This window comes from Streptomyces sp. Tu6071 (assembly GCF_000213055.1).
Classification (GTDB): Bacteria; Actinomycetota; Actinomycetes; order Streptomycetales; family Streptomycetaceae; genus Streptomyces; species Streptomyces evansiae.
The window spans coordinates 3,895,761-3,913,891 of record NZ_CM001165.1; the positions used below are offsets into that span (position 1 = coordinate 3,895,761).

The window sequence follows — 18,131 nt, forward strand, 5'->3', positions numbered from 1 at the left end:
CGCACCGCGAGAGCGGGGCGCCCCTTCGGCGTGTGGGGTGTCTCAGGCTGAGCGCGTAAATCCCGCCTGTGACCAGGGCGTGCGGCCAACCTCCGGCCAGGCTCGCGGCCTACTCCGGTGCCTCAAGGGCGGCGGCGATACGGCGGTTGGCCTCGGTCTGGTCCTTGCGGAGCACCTTCGCGTAGAAGCGGTAGAGGACGGCGACGCTGTGCCCGGCGCGGCGGGCGACCTCGGCGGGTTCGAGGCCCTGAGCGATCCACAGGGACACGCCGGCGGCGCGGTTGCAGTACGGGTCTTCCGCGAGGGGCGTCCTGACTTCCTGCGGCGTGAGGACCGCCTCGCGCGCCGTCTGCCACGCCTCGGTGTACTCGGTGGAGCGCAGCCGCCCGCCCCGAGCGGCGGGGAAGAGGCGGCCGTCGGGGGCGGTGCCGTACGTCGCGAGGTGGCGGCGGAGCATCCGGACGTAGACCGGGGGGATCGGGACCGTGCGGGTCGCCTGCCTCGCGCGCCACTTGAGGCCCCGGATCTCGTACGGGGTGCCTTCGTCGGTCCATCCGCTGCCGACCTCAGGGCGGCTCTCGGTCAGGATCATCTCGCCCCACTCCTCCGCCGCCTCCGGGGTGTCAGGCGGGAGACTCAGGTCGGTGTCGCGCAGGGCTGCGGCCTCGGCGGGCCGCGCGGCCTCGTAGTAGAGGCAGCCGAAGAACGTGCTCAGGAAGTCGCCGCGGGCGCCCTGTTGCTGCACGGCGCGGATGAGGCGGCGGGCGAGAGCGGGGCCGGGGACGTAGCGGAAGTCGATTTCGTCATCGACGTCCGGCGGGGCGCTGTCGAGGCGGTGCAGCGGGTTGGTGTCGAGGAGCCCACGCTCCTGGACGACGTAGCGCATGAAGTTGCTGAGGACCATGCGCTTGCGGCGCTCGGTGTTCGCGGCGGCGCGCTTGCCGTTGAGGAGGAGCGCCACGGCGTCGAGGGCGGGGCGCAAGCGCGTGGGATCGCTCAGGTCAGCGACCTTGAGAGAGTGCGCGCCCATCCACGCGAGCGCGGCGGCGACATCAGCAGGCGGTTCCTCCGCCTCGTGACGGGGGACGAGTTCGCTGCTCTCGTCCCGTACGAAGCGGAACGCCCACTGGTAGAGGGCCCGCCGCAGGACGGAGCGGGAGGGGACTCCGCGCTTGGTGTCCACGAGCGTCGGCAGGGCGACGGCGAGGGCTTCCGCGATGCTCGCGCGGTGCTTGGCGGCGTGCCAGGGCCACTTCATCCGGGCGTACTCGGTCGCGGCCTGATAGACCGTTGGCGAGGTACGGGCCCGTGCCTCTGACATGGGGAGCCCTGTGTCAGTGTCGAAGGGCTCACCCCGCCTGGTGGCGGTGAGGAGCTCCGCCCGGCGCGCGTCAGCGAGGGTGACCGTGGTGAACCGCTCCGAGAACTCCTCACCGTTGACGAACCAACGCAGTTGGTACGGGGACGCCTTGCTCGCGCGCTTCCGGACCTTCCACAAGCGCACGTCGTAGCTATGCATGTCGCTCCAAGACGAGGGCCCGCCGGTTCGAATCGGCGGGCCCTCGGGGTTGTAGGCGGGTGGGGTCAGGCGGCGTGCTGCTGTTCCTCGCCCGCGTTGAGCCAGGCGTCGAGGTCGGCGCGGCGGCAGCGGAGCTGTCCGTTGGGGAGCTTGACGAGGCGCGGGGCTTGTCCCTTGGCGCGGAGGCGGTAGAAGGCGGCGCGGGAGAGGTTGATCTCGGCGAGGAGTTCGGGGAGCTTGAGCATCTGCGGGCGGGGCATGGCGTTGCTCCTTGGCGGTGGGGTGGCGCGAGATGTGTCCGAGGCTGTGATTTCTGCGTCATCGCGTCATTCGCGTCACACCTGGGACCTGACCTGCGGTGATGTGATGACGCAGGCACTTGGGGGTGCGTCATCGGTGACGCAGGTCTGCGTCATGGGGTGACGCAGGTGACGCGGGGTGACGCAGCCGAAGCCGTCCTGCGTCACCTGGATCACCGCTGGTCACGGGTGGTGTCGAGCCTTGCGGTGACGCGGGTGACGCAGCTCTTTCCTTCTTAAGAAAAAAGAGGCGGATGTTTGTGTGTCTGTGCACGCTCGCGTGAATGGGCGGCGTCGTCGAACAGCAAGAGGAGCACCGTCGGCGTGGCGCGGGGTGCTCCTCTTGCTTGTTTGCGCCGTGTCGCAGGATTCAGAGCGGCTGCTGTTCGTGGGGCGGTAGGGCCGGGCGGGTCAGTTCGACGTACCGGCCTTCCTTGGTGCGGCCCCAGTCGACGAGGACGCCACGGGCGGCGAGGGTGGGCTGGAGGCGCTTGAGGCGGTCGGAGAGCACCTTGCCGGTGGTCGGCCACCCCTTGGGCAGCGGGCGCAGTTCCTCGCCGCTGTAGAGGCCGCTGAGGAGGTGCAGCCACTCCGAGGACGTGAGCCGCTGCTCACTGCCGGGGGTGAGGCTGGCGGCGTGCTTGAGGACGGTCTGGGCGAGGAGGTCGCCTTCGATCACGTCGTCGTTCAGCTCGTCGAGGCTGGTGCGGTAGGCGGGGAGCGTGCCCAGCCCTGTGGCGGCGTCGACTTGTGCGCACAGGTGCGCGAAGTCCGCCATGCGCAGGTCACTCGGGATGTCCGCCTCGGCGGCCCGGACTTTGACCGTCAGGTCGAGGAGTGAGCCGAGGATGACGGGCAGGGCGGCTTCGAACTCCCGCCAGAGTTCCGCTTCGGTCCGTCGCACGCGCGGGCGTTCCAGGCGCAGCGGGAGAAGGCGTTCGGCGAGGTCGGGGCGGATCACGCCGACGTCGATTCCGGTGAGGAGGAGGGGGCGGCGGTAGCGGGAGCGGTAGACGTCGCCGTCGCTGAAGAGGGCGCGCTTGATGCTTTCGGCCCCGGTGACGATGCAGCACATGAGGTCGGAGAGGTCCGGGGCCAGGTGGGAGAGGTTGTCCAGGGCGGTGACCCATCCGGCGGCGACGGCCGTGATCAGGCTCTCCTCGTCCTTCGGGGCGCGGCGCAGGTCACCGGTCATGCCTTCGACGACCCGCACCAGCATCCGGCCGGCCGTGGACTTCCCCGCGCCCTGGGGGCCGGTGAGGAACGGGGCCGGGACCGGGACTCCCGGCTCCAGGCAGCCCACGAGCCAGGCCAGGGCCAGGGATTCGGTCTCGGCGGTGGCGAAGTTCGTCAGCCGCAACAGCAGGTCGATGCCCTTGCCTTCCGTGTCCCGGGCGGGGAGGGGAAGTTCCCCGGTGAGCTGGGTGCGTCGCCAGCACACCTCGCGCGGGTCGGGGACCTTGATCTCCCACCCGGTGGGATGGATGCGGATGGACTGCCCGTCGTCCCGCCCGAGGTCGAGCCAGGTGGCCCCGTCGAGCCCGGGGGCGACCCGGATGTGGGTGGCCTGTACGTCCTGGCTCAGCGCGAGCGCTTCGATCAAGTCCAACGCCTCCTTGAGCGATGTCCCGTTGAAGACGCCGACCCCGTCGTTGAAGAGGTCGACCATGAGTTCCTGCCGGTGGCTCCCCGTCGTGCCCTGCGAGCGGATCGGCCGGGCCACGGGGTGGCCGATCCGCTGGGCGTAGACGGTGCCCTCGGTCGTACGGAAGTAGCGGAAGTTCTCTTGCGCGTACGCGGTGATCACCTCACGCGCCGGGGTCTTCTCCTCCTCCGACACGGGTCACACCCCCAGGCGGGCGCGGGCGTTGGCCCATGCGTCCGTGCAGTGCCGCAGGCTCTCGCCCTTGGCCTGAGCGGCCGTGAACAAGCGGTCGACGTGGGCGTCGGTGAGGCAGCCGCACCGGCCGTGCGTGGCGAGCACGGCGAGGAACGCCCGGTACACCGTGGCGTGCACCGCGCTGTCGGCAGCGGTGATGCGCTGCTCCGCCATCGCGAGACCGCGTTCAAGGAAGGCGGGGGTGCGGTGCGGGCACTCGCCCCCGGTCCCGCTCACGGCGAGGCCGCGCGGTGCGGGACGGGCCGGGGCGGGCGCCTTCACGACGAGCGCGCGGACCGCGTCCGGCAGCGCCGTCATGACGCCGTCGCCGAGGCCGAGCCAGCGGGCGTACGCCATGCGGGACTTGACGTCGACACCGGGCCGCACGTGGTTCGCGGACGGCATGGCGCCCCGGTAGATCCAGTGCTCACCCCGGGTGGTGGGCACGGTGCGGGTGGGCGGAAGCGTGGCACGGGCCCACGCAATGGCTGCCTCGTTGTCGAGGTCCACGACGGTGAGGCCCGCGCCGCCGGGGTGGTAGGCGACGGCGGCGGCCCGCCGCCAGTACGGCGTCCACTCGGTGGCGTGGCGGTGGGTGTCGGTGGTGGCGGCGGCCCAGCTGTGGCACGGCAGCGGGCACGCGCACCGGCCCGGGGTCTTCATGTTCGGCCTGCCGCCGCACTGGTTGCGCAGGCAGGCGGGGCAGTTGCCGAACGGAATCTTCCCGGCCCGCAAGGGCAGGACGGGGAGGCCGCCGGATGCGAGCTGGAGGGCGGCGAGCCGGAGGTTGACGGCATGAATGTTCACGCGGCCACCTCTCGCGGGGAGGGGGCGGGGTCGGGCATTCTGGTACCTCCAGTAGCGAACTGGTGAGGGCGGCCCCGGGCTTTGGTGAGAGCGGGGCCGCCCTCGTGTGTGTGGGGGATCAGAAAGGCGGGAGGTCGTGTGTGCGGCGTCGCGAGGGCAGGTGCGGGAGCGGGAGGAGTACCCGGCACCGGTTCATGTCCCAGCAGGGGCAGGTCGCGTAGGCGGTCTGGACGTACACGTTGGTGGCGAGGTGGCAGCCGTCGCGGGTGAAGCCCTGGCTCGCGCACTGCGGGCAGTCGGGACGAGGCGTGTCGCTGAGGATGAGGGCCCGGCGGGGGCAGTGGGTGATCGTGAGGCGCAGGCGCGTCATGCCGTGTTCTCCTCGGTCCAGGGGAAGGGCTGCGGGCAGGGGATGCCGGGGCGGGGGCAGGTGATGAGGACGCGGGCGACGAAGGGGCCGGTGGCGGACCAGTAGCCCCAGACGACATCCGTGCGGCGGGTGAGGCGGTCTTGGGCGCCGTCGAGGTCCACGCGGGGCGGCCAGTCGCGCGGGCCGCGCGGGTGCTGCTTGAGCTGGGTCTCCAGCCAGGCGTAGGCGTGGCCGCCGTCGTCGGGCATGGCGAAGGTGGCGGCGAGGAGGCTGCGGGGCTTGGAGAGCCAGTCGGTGATCAGGCTTGGCGGGACGGGCTTGGACGGGTCGCGGGCATCGCGCGGGCGGGGCTGTTCGCGGCCGGTCCAGGCGTAGGCGTGCCAGTGAGGGGCGGGCACGGTGGGGGCCTCAGCCGTGGAAGCGGTTGCGCTTGAAGACGGCCCGGCGGATGTTGACGGTGCTGCCCTTGCCGCCGCCGAGGGCGCGCGGGGCTCGCAGGGCGACGAGGACGACGGCAGCCCACATCAGGGCGCCGCCACTGATTCCGGCGGCGGCGTTCACGACCTCGCCGACGCCGTAGCCGACGCCGGCCGCGAGGGCGCCGCCGCCGAGCCCGGCGCCCATGAACCGCTGGGCGAGGGGGTCCAGGAGCGGGACCGGGGTGAGGTCGCGCGGCTCCATGGGCTGCACGGGGGCGGGGGCCAGGTGCTTGGGCATGGGGACCATGCGTCCGTAGGCGTCGGGCACCCACACCACGGGCTGACGCTCGCCGTACGGGGCGGCCGTCGGTGACGGGACCGGGGCGTAGAGGTCGAGGGGCTGGGGGTGGTGGACGGCCACGGGGCTCTTGGCGGGCTCGTGGGTGAGGTGTTCGTTCACGGCCTCTCCTCGCGGGGTCAGTTGGGCAGGGCGTTGATGAGGGCGGTCATGAGGTTGTCGATGGTCACGGCGGCGCCGGTGGAGGCGACGTAGAAGCCGAACAGCGCGGCCACGAGCGCGGTGCCGTAGCTCTTGTTGCTCCGCAGGAGCAGGGCCAGGAAGGCGCCGAAGAGCAGGACGAGGGAGACGGTGATGGCCATGGGTCAGCCCTTCTTCACGAACGGGCGTGCGGCGGGGGTGGGGGTGTCGTTTTGGCCCTCGCGGTAGACGCGCAGCCAGAGGTTGTACAGGCGGCGGCCGGTGCGCAGGCGTTTGCCGTGACCGTGGCAGCGGCGGCAGGTCTTGCCGCGTGTGGCGCGGCCCTTGCGGTTGTGCTTGATGGCGTGGCCCATGCCGTGGCAGCGGCGGCAGTCGCCGTACGGGCTGCCCGCACACACGGTGACGTAACAGAGAGTGATTCCGAGGAGGCAGGCGCTAGCAAGGAGGAAGGGGGTCATCGGGTGCCCTCCTGGGCGGCTTCCGGGGATTCCCGCAGGTGGGGTGCTAGATGCGAGTTCCCTGATCAGATCGGGGATGTGGTGCTAGCGGGGCTGCTAGGTCTAGCACCGGCGGGGTGCTAGACCTAGCAGCGGTCCGCGTCAGCCCTTTCCGGGCTTTGTGTCACGTTCGGTGATTGCTTTGAGGATGTCGGCGCGGGCGATGCCGCGCCGGGTGGTGCCCTTGCCCTTGTCGGAGGTGCCCCAGACGTCGAGGGCGCTGACGCCGTGCGGGCGCAGGTTCTTGGCGACGGTCTCGGCCTTCCAGCCTTGGTAGACGTCGGGGCGCAGGTCGGCGAGCCGGGTGGCGACCTTCTCGTTCCACACCTTCTCCTCGTCGACTGCCACGACCTTCAGCACGTCGGCGAGGAGGTCGAAGGAGGCGTCTTCGGTCTGGGGGAGCTGGCCGATGGCGTGGCCGGTGATGTTGCCGTACTCCTCGCGCATGGCGCGGGCGCGGGCGACGACCTGTTCGGCGCCGACCGCGTCGACGAAGGCGCTGGCGACGATGCGGGGATCGTCTCCTTCCCCGGCCATCCAGCAGATGCCCCGGTCGGTGCGGGAGAACATCGTGGCCCGGTACCCGGCCTTGTACATCGAGGTGCCCAGCACCATGTCGTTGGCGGGCTGTGCCATGACCTTGAGGCAGAACCGCAGCACCGCGTTCGCCGAGATGCCGGTGGGCAGCGACTTCGCGTCGGGCCGCTGGGTGCCGAACAGCATCGTCATCCCCAGGGCGGGGCCGCGTTTGCCCAGGTCGGTGCAGATCTCTTCGATCTCCGCGCCGTACTTCTCGTGCTCGAAGGGCACCTGGCACTCGTCGAACCCGGCGACGATCGGGTGCAGGCCGAGGGACTTGTCGTCGGCGAGCTGCGGGGTGACCTTCGACTCCGGGCACCGCGTGCGGGGCAGCGACTTGATGACCTTCGCCCGACGCCGCAGCTCCTGGCGCAGCTCTCGCAGCGTGTGGAGGACGTACTCGATGTCCTCGTCCTCGTCGCCCGCGCGGTAGCGGTGGCAGACGGGTTCGAGGGCGCCGAAGTCGCCGGTGCCCTTGAAGTCGAAGGCGTGGACCTCCGCGCGGGGATCGAGAGCGGCGATGAGCAGGAACAGCCGCATCAGGAACGTCTTGCCCATGCGCGGGATCGAGCCGACGATGACGGAGGCGAACATCAAGGTCACGGACACGTCGCCCATGCGCTGGTCGTTGCCGAAGACGACCGGTTTGAACAGGTCGACGCTGCCCGACTTCAGCAGCGGCCAGGCGGGCTTGGTCGTCTCGTTCATCGGCTTGTCCCCGACCCACAGCACGAGCCGTCCCTCGTGCTCGGTCGGGTCGGACGAGGGCCACACGCAGCCGACCTTGCGGCGCAGCCCGGAGGCGAGCGACTTGCGGGCCTCCATGATGTCCTCCGGGGTGACACCCCAGGGCAGATCGAGGTCGGCGCGGTAGCCGGGCCCGTCGCGGGTGATCTCGGAGGTGAAGCGCATCCCGTTCATGTCGCCACCCTTCTTGATGGCGGCGGTCAGCTTCGGGTTGCCGATGTTGTCCAGCGCGCGCAGGACGATCGAGGTGGTCAGCTTCTCCAGCTCGGTCTTCACCACCGCCCGCCCGATGACGGGCTCATCGGCCTTGCCACCCTTGAACCCGGCGACCAGCACGGCGGCGGACGCGAACAGCACGAGCCAGCCCGGCGCCAGGATGTAGCAGGCCATCGCCAGCGGCACCCCGATGAGCCCGGCGACGGCCATGACCAGCATGCGCAGCCGCACGCGGCGGTCGCGCTGGCGCGACAGCTTCAGGTACTCGCCGGTGTTCTCGTGCGCCACCTCGTACGAGCGCAGCGGGGCGGCTTCGGCGTCCCACACCCACCGGTTGGTCTGCGAGATCAGCCGGGCCGCACCGGCGGGCGCGTCCAGAGTGAGCCGGTACAGGTACCAGGGGGTACGGATGCCGTGGTAGGCGGTGGCGTAGAAGGCGTTGCCCGTCGCGCGCTGGGTGGTGGAGACGAACCCGGGCTTGGACGTGAGCCAGGACGGCAGGATCGGCTTGCGCTTGAACGTCGTGATCCCGGGGCCAGGCAGGGCGACCGGGTCGGCCGGACGCGGCCCCGCCTCCTGTCCCGACTCGCTCCCGTCCTCGTCGGGCGACGGGTCGAGGGTGGCGACGCCCGACCCGTCGCGTGCCGGGTCGGCCGACCGCAGCACCGACCCGGCGGCGGTCGCGTCGGGCGACGGGTCGGCGGACGGGTCGGGCGAGGAGGCGCGGGCGTTGCGCACCTTGTCGAGGTCGACGACATCGCCCGGGCGGTCGTCGTTCATGTCGGCTTCGAGACGTTCGAAGAACTCGTGGTTCTCGTCGGGGTGGTTCACTGGCACTTCCTTCCAGGGATGGAGGGGCCGGGCCCGGCCGACGCTGTGAGAGGTGGGCGGCCGGGCCCGGGGAGGTAGTGGCTCAGGCGGCGTTGGCGCTGGTGCGGGCGAGCGCTTGGGCGACGCGGGCGCCGATCCACTGGGCGACGTTGCAGGAGACGGCGTTCCCGGCCTGCATGGTCTGTTCGCCCTTGTTGCCGAGCACGGTGTAGTCGGTGGGGAAGCGCTGCGCGAGGAGCTGTTCGCGTGGCTGGATCATCCGGTAGTGGCAGTCCTCCAGCTCCGGCGCCGGTGAGGCGATGGCGGCGGAGTCCCTGGTGCCCAGCGTGTGCAGCGGCTCTGCGGTGCTCTTGGCCGCCGCGTTGCGGTAGGGGATGACGAGCCAGTGATGGCGGCCCTGCCCGGTCACGGTGTCGACGGGCAGGGAGACGGGGCGGGCGGTGGCGTTGCGGCGCAGGGTGACGATGAAGGAGTCGTCGGCCTGCTGCGGGACGGCGAGCGCGTGACTGTCCCGCGCGGTGATGGTCCCGAAGGGCTCGGTGATGCTGCGCACCATGTCGACCGGTCGGGCGTTGCCGCCGTAGTTCTTGACGTAGAACGCCCCGCTCGGCACGAGGACCGCGTCCCCGATCTTCACCGTGCGGGAGGCCAGGGGTGCCGCGTCGGCGGGCACGGCCCGTCCGTCGTGACCGCCGTGGTTCACGGTCAGCACCATCCGCTGTTCGCCGAGCAGGTCGAGCCCGGCACGGATGCGCTTGATGGTGTTCGCGGCCAGCGGTCGGAGCTTGTGGGATGCGCGGTCGCCGATGCGTACCCCGAGATTGGTCCAGTCGATGATCGAGGCGGCGGGGCGTACGTAGGGCTCCACGATCGCGTGACGGCAGCGGGTGTTGGGGCACCGGTAGTCGTACTGCTGCTTGTACTTGCCCACCCGGCGGCCGTTGCGCCAGGACTGGACGGCGTACACGTCCTGGCCGCACTGCGCGCACCAGGCGGGCGGCGACGGCTTGAGGTCCGGGAGCGGAATGCCCCTGCGGGTGAAGACCACGTAGACGCGGTCCCGCCACTGCGGGGCGGGGTCGTTGCCCACGCCCCCGATGTGCGCGGAGGAGGCGGAGACGATCTGGCTGTTGTAGCCGAGCATCTCCATGCCCTTGCGCCACCACTCGAACAGTTCCCAGTCGACGACGAACTCCAGGACGTTCTCGCACAGCACGGCCTGGTAGCGGTGGACTTCGGTGGCCCGGATGACGTCGTAGGCCGTGGCGCGGGTGCGTTCCCACGCCCCGTCGGCCACGCCGCCGTACTCCTCCAGGTCGAAGGCGAGCTGTCCGTGGGTGCGCTTGCGCCCGCCCGCCGGGGAGATCTCCGTGCAGATCGGCGAGGCCCACAGCACGTCGGTACGCGGCAGGCGCCGCATGTCGTAGTTGTTGACGTCGGCGCACAGGTGGTCTGCGCCGGGATGGTTCGCCGCGTGCGTCTCGACCGCGCGCTGCCAGTGGTTCGCGGCCAGGCGCAGGTCGTACCCGGCCGCGACCAGCCCGGTGGATGAGCCGCCCGCACCGCAGAACAGGTCAGTGAACGTCAGGCCCATGCCCAACTCCTCAAAGCGTCGGTGGTTCACAGCTCGAACAGGCCCGGCACGTCGGCGACGGGGGCCGCCGCACGGCGCGCGGCGCGCGTGGCGGCGCTGTGGCACGGGGCGCACCACGCGAGCAAGGCGCCGACAGGAGTGGCGGCTGCGGCCACCTCCCTGGTGAGCGGGTCGGCCGGAGCGGCGATCAGCCGCACCCGCTCCCCGTGCTTACTGGTGTAGGCGTCGTGCTCGCGCGGGCAGCGCCCCTCGCTCTTGGCGTGCAGGTTCCCGCACGCTCCGGTGCACTGGCAGCGAAAGCCCGCCGCCCGCATCACCGGCCGCCACGTGGAGAGACCGGCCAGAGGCTCACTCATGCCGCCACCCCCGCAGTGTTGCGGCGCCCGCTCCGCCGGGACGTGAGCCCCTGCCACAGGCGCCGCCCGAGCGGAGCGCGGACGAGCCCGTGGGCGGCGCGCTTGGCCTCGTACATCGCTTCGTCGGCGCGTCCGAGGAGTCCGGAAAGGTCGGTGCCGGGGTGCTCGGCGGCCCTCACCCAGCCGAGCGAGACTGTCGTGGCGACCTCGGCCGGCTGCCCCTCGGCGGGCCGCGCGAGGACCCCGTGAAGCAGGGCGAGGAGGTCGGCGGCAGTGCCGTCCTTGTCGAGCAGGACGGCGGCGAACTCGTCCCCGCCGAGCCGCCCGCACACCCCGTCCGCTCCGGTCGCGTGAGCGAGACGACGGGCGACCGAGGCAAGCAACGCGTCCCCGGCGGCGTGGCCGTGGGTGTCGTTGATCTGCTTGAAGTGGTCGACGTCCGCGAGGACGACGACGGCCCGCTTGTCACGGAGCAGACGGCGCGCCTTGCGGGTGAAGGCGTCCCGCGTCCACAGCCCGGTGAGCGGGTCACGGCGCGCGCGCCGCAGGCCGCGCCGCAGGAGCGCGACGTGGACAGCCCATCCGGTGAGCGGCACGAGGGCGAGGAGGTCGAGGGCGTTCACGCGGCGACCGCCTCGCGCTCCTCGGCGCCCGCCTCGTCCTCGTCCTCCCGTACGGACGTGTCCTCGGTGGGCGCCTGTACGGGGGGCTGCGCGGCGCGTTCGGCGCGCAGGGTGTCGCGGACCGTGCGGGAGGCGGCGGCCGAGCAGTGCAGCTCACGGCGCAGCGCGTCGGCGGTGAGCGCCGCGTCCGCCCAGGCGTGCGTCAACTTCCGGGCTTCCGTGAGGACTTCGTCGGCGGGACGGGGTGCGGGCTTGCTCGCAGTCCTCTTCCGCACCGTCTTGCGGGGCGCGGGCGCGGGCGGGGCCGGGGTCGGCGGTACGGGCGGCAGCTCCGGCGCCGCGCTCGGAGCGGGCAGCGCGGCGGGCGGGGGCGCGTCCTCGGCGACGGGAGTGACGGGGGCGACCTCGTCGGCGGGGGCGATCTCGCCGAGCCGCAGGAGTACGCGCTCCGTCCGGGGCGTACGCGAGCGCCAGCGCCGCCCGTGCAACTCCCGCAACCGGGCGCGGGCGAGGACCCGTTCGCGCTCGCGGGCGAGGGCGTCGCCGTAGCTGGTGATCTCCCACAGCGTCATGCGCCGCCACAGCGCGAACGTGCTGAGCGGGGCGAGGAGCCAGCGGGAACGGCGGATCTTCTCCATGCGGCGGCCGGTCGCGGCGCCGATGCGGACGCTGTAGACGTGGGCGCCGATCTCGGAGAAGACCACCCACAGCAGCGGCATCGTGCCGTGCGCGACCTTCGCCCACACCCCGTGCCCGGCGGCGACGTTCAGGCCGCAGGTGATCAGGGTGAGCACCCACGGCACGAACCGCACCCACGCAAGGGCCATGTCCAGGCGGATGAGGAGCAGGTTCGCCACGGTGAAGACGGGAATGGCGAGGTCGATGCCGACCGGAAGCATCCACGGCGAGGTGAACCCCCACTGCGCGGCGGCCCTCGACACGGCGTTGAAGGAGGAGACGAGCCCGAGCGCGCCGACCCCGGCGGCGGAGAATGCCCCGGCTCCGGCAAGGCCCATCTCGGGGCGGGTGAGCGGCGGGACGTCCGTACGGGGCCCGGCGGCGGTGCTGCTCATGAGGCCACCCCCGCTGCGGGCATGACCCTGTTGGGCAGGCCCGTGAGGTCGGCGATATCGTCGCCGGTCAGCTTCGTGCGCTCGTTCATCGCGAGCGCGACGGCGCGGATCTCGCCCCACAGGTGGCCGACCTTGCGGCGGGCCATGCCCCGGACCATCCCCCAGGACTTGCCGCCCTCGGGAACCGAGGTGACCCCCAGCGGGATGCCGAACCCGGCGAGCGCGTCGACGGCCATGGCGCGGTCGTGCTCGGCGGCGCAGGCAAGGGCCCGCTCCGGCGTCCACAACCCGTACGCGAGCAGGTAGCCCACCTGCGCGACCTGCCCGGCGGCGCACATCGCGGCGAACTGCCACGGCGACATGACCGAGGACTCGGAGCGGGTGCCGCCGGTCACGCCCCACCGGCCCGGCTCCGGGGCCCAGGCGATGACCTCGCTGGTGTGCACGCGCATCCCGTAGGCGAGCGCGAGAACCGCGTGGCCCGCCTCGTGGAACGCCAGGCCGAGACGGGCCTCCTCGTAGCTGAGGGGCACCTCGATGAGCGGGCGGGGGCGGCCCCGGTGGTCCGCGAGCTGCGCCGGGGTGGGGACGGTGGTGTCGGTCGGGGCACTCATGCGGCACCCCCCGCCGGCCGCCGCGCGGCGGCGTTCGCGAGGTCGCGCCGCACGGCGAGGACCCGGTTGTTGGTCCGCCGCAGCCGCTGCATGTCGATCTCGGAGGGGACGCGGTCCAGGAGCGTGATGTACGCGTCGAGGTGTTCGACCTCCGCCTCGATGAGCGGCATCTCGGCCTCGACGGCGAGCAGCTCCGCGTCGGAGGGCTCCCGCTCGGTCCCGCGCGGGATGAGGTTCCCCTGAATCGGGGAGATGATGAACATGGGTCGTGGTCTCCCTGGAAGTTGGCAACGGCCCGAACCGCACCCCCGGAGCTGCAACTCCGGGGGTGCTCGCCGTTGAGAAGGTGGGCCCGCCGCGAGAAGACGGCAGGCAGCGCCCCGGCCGGGAGTCGAACCCGGCCTTCGACCATCGGGGCTGCGGTGCGGGGATCAGGCGTGGCGGGGGAACCACCGGCCCTTGTTGACGTCGGACAGCTCGTCCAACTTGTCGTCCACGGAACGGCCCAGCTTCTCGGCCTCCCCGTAGTTGCCGACCGCCTTCATCTGGTCCTGAGCGCCACGAGTGGCCTTGATGTCGGCGGTGATGTCCGCCTTGAGCTGGTCGTCGGAGAAGGTGTTGCGGGAGAAGAAGTGACGGGCGGAGGACATACGGACTCCTTGAAGAGGTGGGTTCTCGGCGCCAGAGCGCGCCGGAGTGCCCCGGCCGGGAGTCGAACCCGGCCTTCGACCATCGGGGCTGTGCGTACGGGAGGGCTCAGCGCTCGACGACCGGGCGGCTCAGGTCCCGGTGCGTGACGCTGACCTCGTGGCCCTCGGCCCGCAGCAGCTCGGCGAGCAGCAGCGCGAACGTCGGGGCGCGGTGGCGGCCCCCGGCGCAGCCGTCCGCGACGGTGACCTCCCCGGCGCTCGGCCCGGAGGCGAAGGCGGTGACGGCGCGAGCCGTGGCGGCGACCAGGTCGAGGACACCGGGCGTGGACCGGACGGCGTCGCGTACGGGGGCGTCCTCGGCGGTCATGTACCGCAGCTCGGGCGAGACGTGCGGGTCACGGAAGTGCTCGCGCAGGTCCACGGTCAGGTGCGCGGCTGGGGCCGCACCGTGCAGGTAGCCGAACGAGATGAGCTGTACAGCAGCCATCAGAACCTCACAGGTCAGAAGAGGGGATGAACCGGCTCCCCGCGCTCCTCCTGGTACCGCCACAACGGGCGGGACGAGGAGGAGAGGCAGCCGGCCGCCGCAGATCAGCGGCGGCGGAGGTGAGCTGTGCGCGGGACTTGAACCGCGCGGGCCACCTTCTTGTCCTGAGGACAGGTGGCGGGTCCTCGTCCACTGTTCAGTTGTCAAGGAACGAGCAGGTCAGGGCGTCGATGGCGTGCGGCGAAGCCGCCTTCCTCGGGCGCTCTCCCGGCCCTCCGCCCGGCGGCGACACCCGCAAGGGCATCGGAATACCGGGCCGTTCAGTCCTGTTGAGGAGAAGTCCTCTTGAGGAGTTGCTAAGACTATGAACTGCCTCACGCGGGGTCGTCAAGACCTCATGAGGACTTAAGCTGTGATCGCTACGAACCAAGGAGACTTGCCATGGCTAAGCGGTACGAGAAAATCGCGGATGAGCTGCGCGAAGAGATCCGGAGCGGTCACCCGGCGCCTGGGGAGCGGCTCCCGGCGGAGACGGCGCTCGCGGAGAAGTACCGCGTGAGCGTGCCGACGATGCGGCAGGCGATGGGCGTGCTCCAGGCCGAAGGGCTGGTTGAGCGCATCCACGGTCGCGGCACCTTCGTACGGAAGGAGCGCACCCGAAACCACCGGACGAACGAGCGGCACCAGTGGGAGAAGGACCGCGCCAGGCACCCGGAGGAGCAGCGCGCCGAGACCGGGTCGACCGAGCACGACACCGGCCTCACCCTGTCCGACCTCGTCTTCCACGCCGAGTACGTCGAGACCGAGGCCGACGACGACTTGGCCGCCGTCTTCGGCGTCGAGGCGGGTACGCGGCTGCTCGAACGCCGCTACCGGACGCGGCAGCGGACCGAGGACGCGCCGTTCTCGCTCATCTCGTCGTATCTCGTGCGCGACGTCGTGAGTGCGAACCCCGACTTGCTCGACGCCGCCAACGAGCCGTGGCCGGGCGGCACGCAAAACCAGCTCTACACGGTCGGCATCGAACTCGGCTCCGTCGAGGAGCAGGTCACCGCGCGCCCGCCCACCGTCGAGGAAGCCGAAGAACTGGACATCACACCGGGTGTGTCCGTCCTCGTTCTGCGGAAGACTTCGCGAGCGACGGACGGGCGGGTGGTCGAGTTCTCGCGCATCATCCTGCCCGGCGACCGTACGGAACTGACCTTCGTGACCCCTCTGCGAAAGTGGTGACGGTGACCCCTTTGAAGACCATTTCTGTCATCACGGCCGTTCACGCGCCAGGAGCGCACCACCTCCCGGACGCCTACAAGTCCCTGCTGGCGCAGGAACTCCCCGCCGGGTGGGACTGGCAATGGGTCGTACAGGAAGACGGCCAGACGGACGAGGTCGCCCCGTACGTGCCGGACGAGGACCGGGTGTCCTTCGGACAGGGGCGCGCGGGCCGGGCCGCCATGGCGAGGATGCTCGGGCTGGCGCGGGCACGCGGCGAGATCGTGAAGGTGCTCGACGCGGACGACCAACTACCGCCGGGGACGCTCGCCCGGGACATTGAGGCGCTCGAACGCCGCCCCGACGTCGGGTGGACGACATCCCGCGTCCTCGACCTGCTCCCGGACGGCAGCACGGTGGGGTTCGAGGGAGACCCGCCCGCCGGCGAGCTGGCGCGCGGCAGCGTCCTGGACTACTGGCGTATGCACGACTTCCGCGCCTCCGTGCACCCGGCGACGCTCGCGGTACGGCGGGCCCTGCTCCTCGCGGTGGGCGGCTGGATGGCGCTGCCCGCGAGCGAGGACACGGGGCTTCTCCTTGCGCTCAGTGCGGTGAGCGCGGGATGGTTCAACGCCGAGACGGGGCTCCTCTACCGGAAGTGGCCGGGGCAGGTCACAGGCGACGCGACGCACACGGACCCGACCGAGCGGGAAGCGCGTATGGCGGTGATCGCGGACCGCGCGGCGGCGCTCGCGGCGACGGGGTGGACCTACTCCCCGGCCGCCGGCGCCTGACCGTCGCGGCGGCTCTCGGGAAGGATGAGGTCGCGGGCGGAGTGGTCCTCGCCCTGGAAGGCCCCGAGTACGCCCAGGTCGGCACGGGCCGCCTCGTGGAAGGCGTTGATGGCGCGGAAGGCGTCCCGGTTCAGCTCGCGCCACTCGGCGAGCGGCCCGTCCGTCGTCCCGCGCGCCCGCCAGTCCACGGCCTTGGTCGCGGTGTTGACCGCGTGCGCGGCCTCGATCACGTCCTCGTGGGCAAGGAGCATGACGCGCTCGAACGCACGGCTTCGCGCGCCTTCCGCGTTGGTCAGGTTCTCGGTGAGGCGGCCGTCCGGGTGCGGTGACTGCGCGAGGCCAGTCCGCGCCTCGTACAGCGCCACGGCGGAGTAGATGCAGGTCCGCACGGCGTCGATGTACACCGCGTACGTCTCCAACTTCCGTTCGTCCCACCGCGTGAGCAGCACGTGCCGGACACGCTGCCGCTCCAGCATGTGGTTCGTGAGGTGCGTCGTGAGCGCACCGATCACGACGGCCCCGATCGTGACGACCTGCCCGACAACGTCCATCCCCGCGACTCCCCCGTGCCGACGCCAGCCCGAAGCATGATGTCAGGGCAGTACGTCGGCATCCACCCGCGAGAAGATGAGGTCGGACTCCCCGTTGACGTCGCCGCGCAGCCGCCGGAGCGGCGGCAGGGGCGCGCGGATCGCGGCGGGGTACGAGCCGGGGGAGTAGTCGTTGGGCAGACGGTACGGGTGGAAGCCGGCGGCGGCCATGGTGCCGAGCAACTCGGCAGCAGAGTCCCCGAGTTCGGCCATACGGGACGGGGTGACCTCGACGGTGACCTCGGCGTCGGGGCGGAGCTTGCCGAGGAACGGGGCGAGTCCCCGTACGGCCTTCCCCTCGGCACCCTCCACGTCAACCTTGATGACGCGCGCCCGCCGCACCTCATCCTCGGTGAGCAGTGAGGCGAGCGGCGAGGCGGGCACCTCGTGACGCGCCTCTATGGGCCCGTCGTACGGAACGATGCTGTTCGCGCCCATGTTGGCGGAGCTGGCGAGCACGAGCGTGAGCGTCTCCTCCCGATCGGACACGGCCTGCTCGACAACGCGCACGTTGTCGGCGCGGTTCAGCCGGAGGTTCGCCCGCAGCAAGTCGGCGAAGGGCGGGGAAGCTTCGACGGAGACGACGGCGCCGCCGGGCCCAACAAGCCGCGCCCCGAGCGCGGAGAAGTACCCGATGTTCGCCCCGACGTCCACGAACACGTCCCCGGGCTTGAGCCGACTGCTCAGCCACTTGGTGAGGTTGGGCTCCCACATCCCGAACATGTAGATGTACCGCTGGATGAGGTCGCGGGTGTCGACGGCGAAGCGACATCCAGCCCGTGTCCGGCAGTGCCCATGATGGGGCAGCACGCGTAGGGCATCGTTTAGGTATGCCTCAACAATCTGCGTCTTTGCGGTACTGATTGGGGAAAATCGGACGTAGGCCCGCGCGATAGCGTGGGCGGCTTTTGGTGTAGCGCTCACGGCGCCCTCCACGGCGACGGCTCGGGCACGGCAAAAGTTCTTCGGGATCAGCTTTGTCGGTAAATGATCGATCGTGCTCGCCTGTGGAGATGACGCACTAATTCATCCCTCAGGGCTGGAAAGTTTTTGTTATCCACAGGGTGAACACTGCTTCTCCGCAGGTCGGAGGCTTATGAGGCCTTGCCGGTCACACCCCTCTCCACAGCCTCATCCACAGTATCGCGCGACTTCTGCACAAGTGATCCTTGGAATCCAAGGCTTATCCACAAGGGTTGTGGATAAGCAGATTTGACGGGTGATCACGTGGTGTCACTATGGCGATAACAGGGTGGCGCTGGTCGCAAAAAGGCGGCCCCCGGTGCCACGGGAGCCGCCCTGTCACTCCCAAGCGTCTGGAAGGTGACCCTTTGACAGTACAAGCCGATGTCGAAAGTGGCGACGGCGGCTCCGCTAGGCCTCGTCGCGTGGTAGGCGTGGTCGTGGTGACCATGTCGGCTCTCACGGCAGGGGCCGTCGCCTGGTTCTTCCCTCCCCTGGCTGTACCGATCGAAGTCG

The 18,131-nt window shown here is 71.1% G+C and carries 22 protein-coding genes; 2 read left to right on the forward strand and 20 right to left on the reverse strand.

All coding sequences use genetic code 11. From position 1 onward, the window contains the following. Window positions 1–109: 109 nt before the first annotated feature. The 18 genes from STTU_RS16055 to STTU_RS16140 all read right to left on the reverse strand — a co-directional run bounded on the left by STTU_RS16055 (window position 110) and on the right by STTU_RS16140 (window position 14,059). Window positions 110–1,519: an integrase gene (locus STTU_RS16055; protein ID WP_043255355.1), complete on the reverse strand. Its 1,410-nt coding sequence runs from the start codon at window positions 1,517–1,519 to the stop codon at window positions 110–112. Window positions 1,520–1,584: 65 nt separating this feature from the next. After that, entirely contained in the window at window positions 1,585–1,779 is a 195-nt protein-coding gene (locus STTU_RS16060; RefSeq protein ID WP_043255357.1) for a helix-turn-helix transcriptional regulator, read from the reverse strand. Between the two features lie 409 nt (window positions 1,780–2,188). Continuing rightward, complete coding sequence (locus STTU_RS16065; protein WP_007824681.1) at window positions 2,189–3,658, reverse strand: hypothetical protein; 1,470 nt, start codon at window positions 3,656–3,658, stop codon at window positions 2,189–2,191. A 3-nt stretch (window positions 3,659–3,661) separates the two neighbouring features. Continuing rightward, window positions 3,662–4,504 (reverse strand): bifunctional DNA primase/polymerase, encoded by an 843-nt coding sequence (locus STTU_RS16070; RefSeq protein ID WP_007824682.1) that lies wholly within the window; start codon window positions 4,502–4,504, stop codon window positions 3,662–3,664. 118 nt (window positions 4,505–4,622) lie between these two features. Further along, window positions 4,623–4,874, reverse strand: coding sequence for a hypothetical protein (locus tag STTU_RS16075; RefSeq protein WP_043255359.1), 252 nt, complete (start codon window positions 4,872–4,874; stop codon window positions 4,623–4,625). After that, complete coding sequence (locus tag STTU_RS16080) at window positions 4,871–5,272, reverse strand: hypothetical protein (RefSeq protein ID WP_007824683.1); 402 nt, start codon at window positions 5,270–5,272, stop codon at window positions 4,871–4,873. The genes STTU_RS16075 and STTU_RS16080 overlap by 4 nt, the downstream gene beginning before the upstream one ends. Window positions 5,273–5,282: 10 nt before the next feature. Further along, the gene (locus tag STTU_RS16085; RefSeq protein WP_007824684.1) at window positions 5,283–5,753 is read right to left on the reverse strand and encodes a hypothetical protein; all 471 of its coding nucleotides are present in this window, start codon (window positions 5,751–5,753) and stop codon (window positions 5,283–5,285) included. 17 nt (window positions 5,754–5,770) lie between these two features. Beyond that, window positions 5,771–5,953 carry a hypothetical protein gene (locus STTU_RS16090; RefSeq protein ID WP_007824685.1) on the reverse strand — a complete coding sequence of 61 codons (183 nt, stop codon included), beginning with the start codon at window positions 5,951–5,953 and terminating at the stop codon, window positions 5,771–5,773. Window positions 5,954–5,956: 3 nt separating this feature from the next. Continuing rightward, window positions 5,957–6,250 (reverse strand): hypothetical protein, encoded by a 294-nt coding sequence (locus STTU_RS16095; RefSeq protein ID WP_043255361.1) that lies wholly within the window; start codon window positions 6,248–6,250, stop codon window positions 5,957–5,959. A gap of 141 nt (window positions 6,251–6,391) precedes the next feature. Further along, on the reverse strand, window positions 6,392–8,662 hold the full coding sequence (locus tag STTU_RS16100) for a hypothetical protein (protein ID WP_007824686.1): 2,271 nt from the start codon (window positions 8,660–8,662) through the stop codon (window positions 6,392–6,394). 82 nt (window positions 8,663–8,744) lie between these two features. Beyond that, on the reverse strand, window positions 8,745–10,256 hold the full coding sequence (locus STTU_RS16105) for a DNA cytosine methyltransferase (protein WP_007824688.1): 1,512 nt from the start codon (window positions 10,254–10,256) through the stop codon (window positions 8,745–8,747). 26 nt (window positions 10,257–10,282) lie between these two features. Continuing rightward, window positions 10,283–10,612 carry a hypothetical protein gene (locus STTU_RS16110; protein ID WP_043255362.1) on the reverse strand — a complete coding sequence of 110 codons (330 nt, stop codon included), beginning with the start codon at window positions 10,610–10,612 and terminating at the stop codon, window positions 10,283–10,285. Continuing rightward, a complete protein-coding gene (locus STTU_RS16115; protein ID WP_043255365.1) occupies window positions 10,609–11,235 on the reverse strand; it encodes a GGDEF domain-containing protein in 627 nt (208 codons plus the stop codon). Before STTU_RS16115 ends, STTU_RS16110 begins: the two co-directional genes overlap by 4 nt. Further along, on the reverse strand, window positions 11,232–12,308 hold the full coding sequence (locus tag STTU_RS16120) for a DUF2637 domain-containing protein (RefSeq protein ID WP_043255368.1): 1,077 nt from the start codon (window positions 12,306–12,308) through the stop codon (window positions 11,232–11,234). The genes STTU_RS16115 and STTU_RS16120 overlap by 4 nt, the downstream gene beginning before the upstream one ends. After that, entirely contained in the window at window positions 12,305–12,922 is a 618-nt protein-coding gene (locus tag STTU_RS16125; protein WP_043255371.1) for a hypothetical protein, read from the reverse strand. Before STTU_RS16125 ends, STTU_RS16120 begins: the two co-directional genes overlap by 4 nt. Beyond that, window positions 12,919–13,185: a DUF6284 family protein gene (locus STTU_RS16130; protein WP_007824707.1), complete on the reverse strand. Its 267-nt coding sequence runs from the start codon at window positions 13,183–13,185 to the stop codon at window positions 12,919–12,921. Before STTU_RS16130 ends, STTU_RS16125 begins: the two co-directional genes overlap by 4 nt. 168 nt (window positions 13,186–13,353) lie before the next feature. Beyond that, on the reverse strand, window positions 13,354–13,572 hold the full coding sequence (locus STTU_RS16135; protein ID WP_007824708.1) for a hypothetical protein: 219 nt from the start codon (window positions 13,570–13,572) through the stop codon (window positions 13,354–13,356). Between the two features lie 106 nt (window positions 13,573–13,678). Continuing rightward, window positions 13,679–14,059: a RapZ C-terminal domain-containing protein gene (locus tag STTU_RS16140; protein WP_007824709.1), complete on the reverse strand. Its 381-nt coding sequence runs from the start codon at window positions 14,057–14,059 to the stop codon at window positions 13,679–13,681. Between the two features lie 441 nt (window positions 14,060–14,500). Between STTU_RS16140 and STTU_RS16145 the strand changes: the two genes are divergently transcribed. Next, window positions 14,501–15,289, forward strand: coding sequence for a GntR family transcriptional regulator (locus STTU_RS16145; protein WP_007824711.1), 789 nt, complete (start codon window positions 14,501–14,503; stop codon window positions 15,287–15,289). 2 nt (window positions 15,290–15,291) lie between these two features. Beyond that, complete coding sequence (locus STTU_RS16150) at window positions 15,292–16,062, forward strand: glycosyltransferase family 2 protein (protein ID WP_043257452.1); 771 nt, start codon at window positions 15,292–15,294, stop codon at window positions 16,060–16,062. Here STTU_RS16150 and STTU_RS16155 read toward each other — a convergent pair. Further along, window positions 16,038–16,613, reverse strand: a complete 576-nt coding sequence (locus STTU_RS16155) for a hypothetical protein (protein ID WP_043255373.1) — start codon at window positions 16,611–16,613, stop codon at window positions 16,038–16,040. The two genes, STTU_RS16150 and STTU_RS16155, sit on opposite strands and share 25 nt — an antisense overlap. Window positions 16,614–16,655: 42 nt before the next feature. Beyond that, the gene (locus STTU_RS16160; protein ID WP_158678819.1) at window positions 16,656–17,516 is read right to left on the reverse strand and encodes an FkbM family methyltransferase; all 861 of its coding nucleotides are present in this window, start codon (window positions 17,514–17,516) and stop codon (window positions 16,656–16,658) included. Window positions 17,517–18,131: the final 615 nt, after the last annotated feature.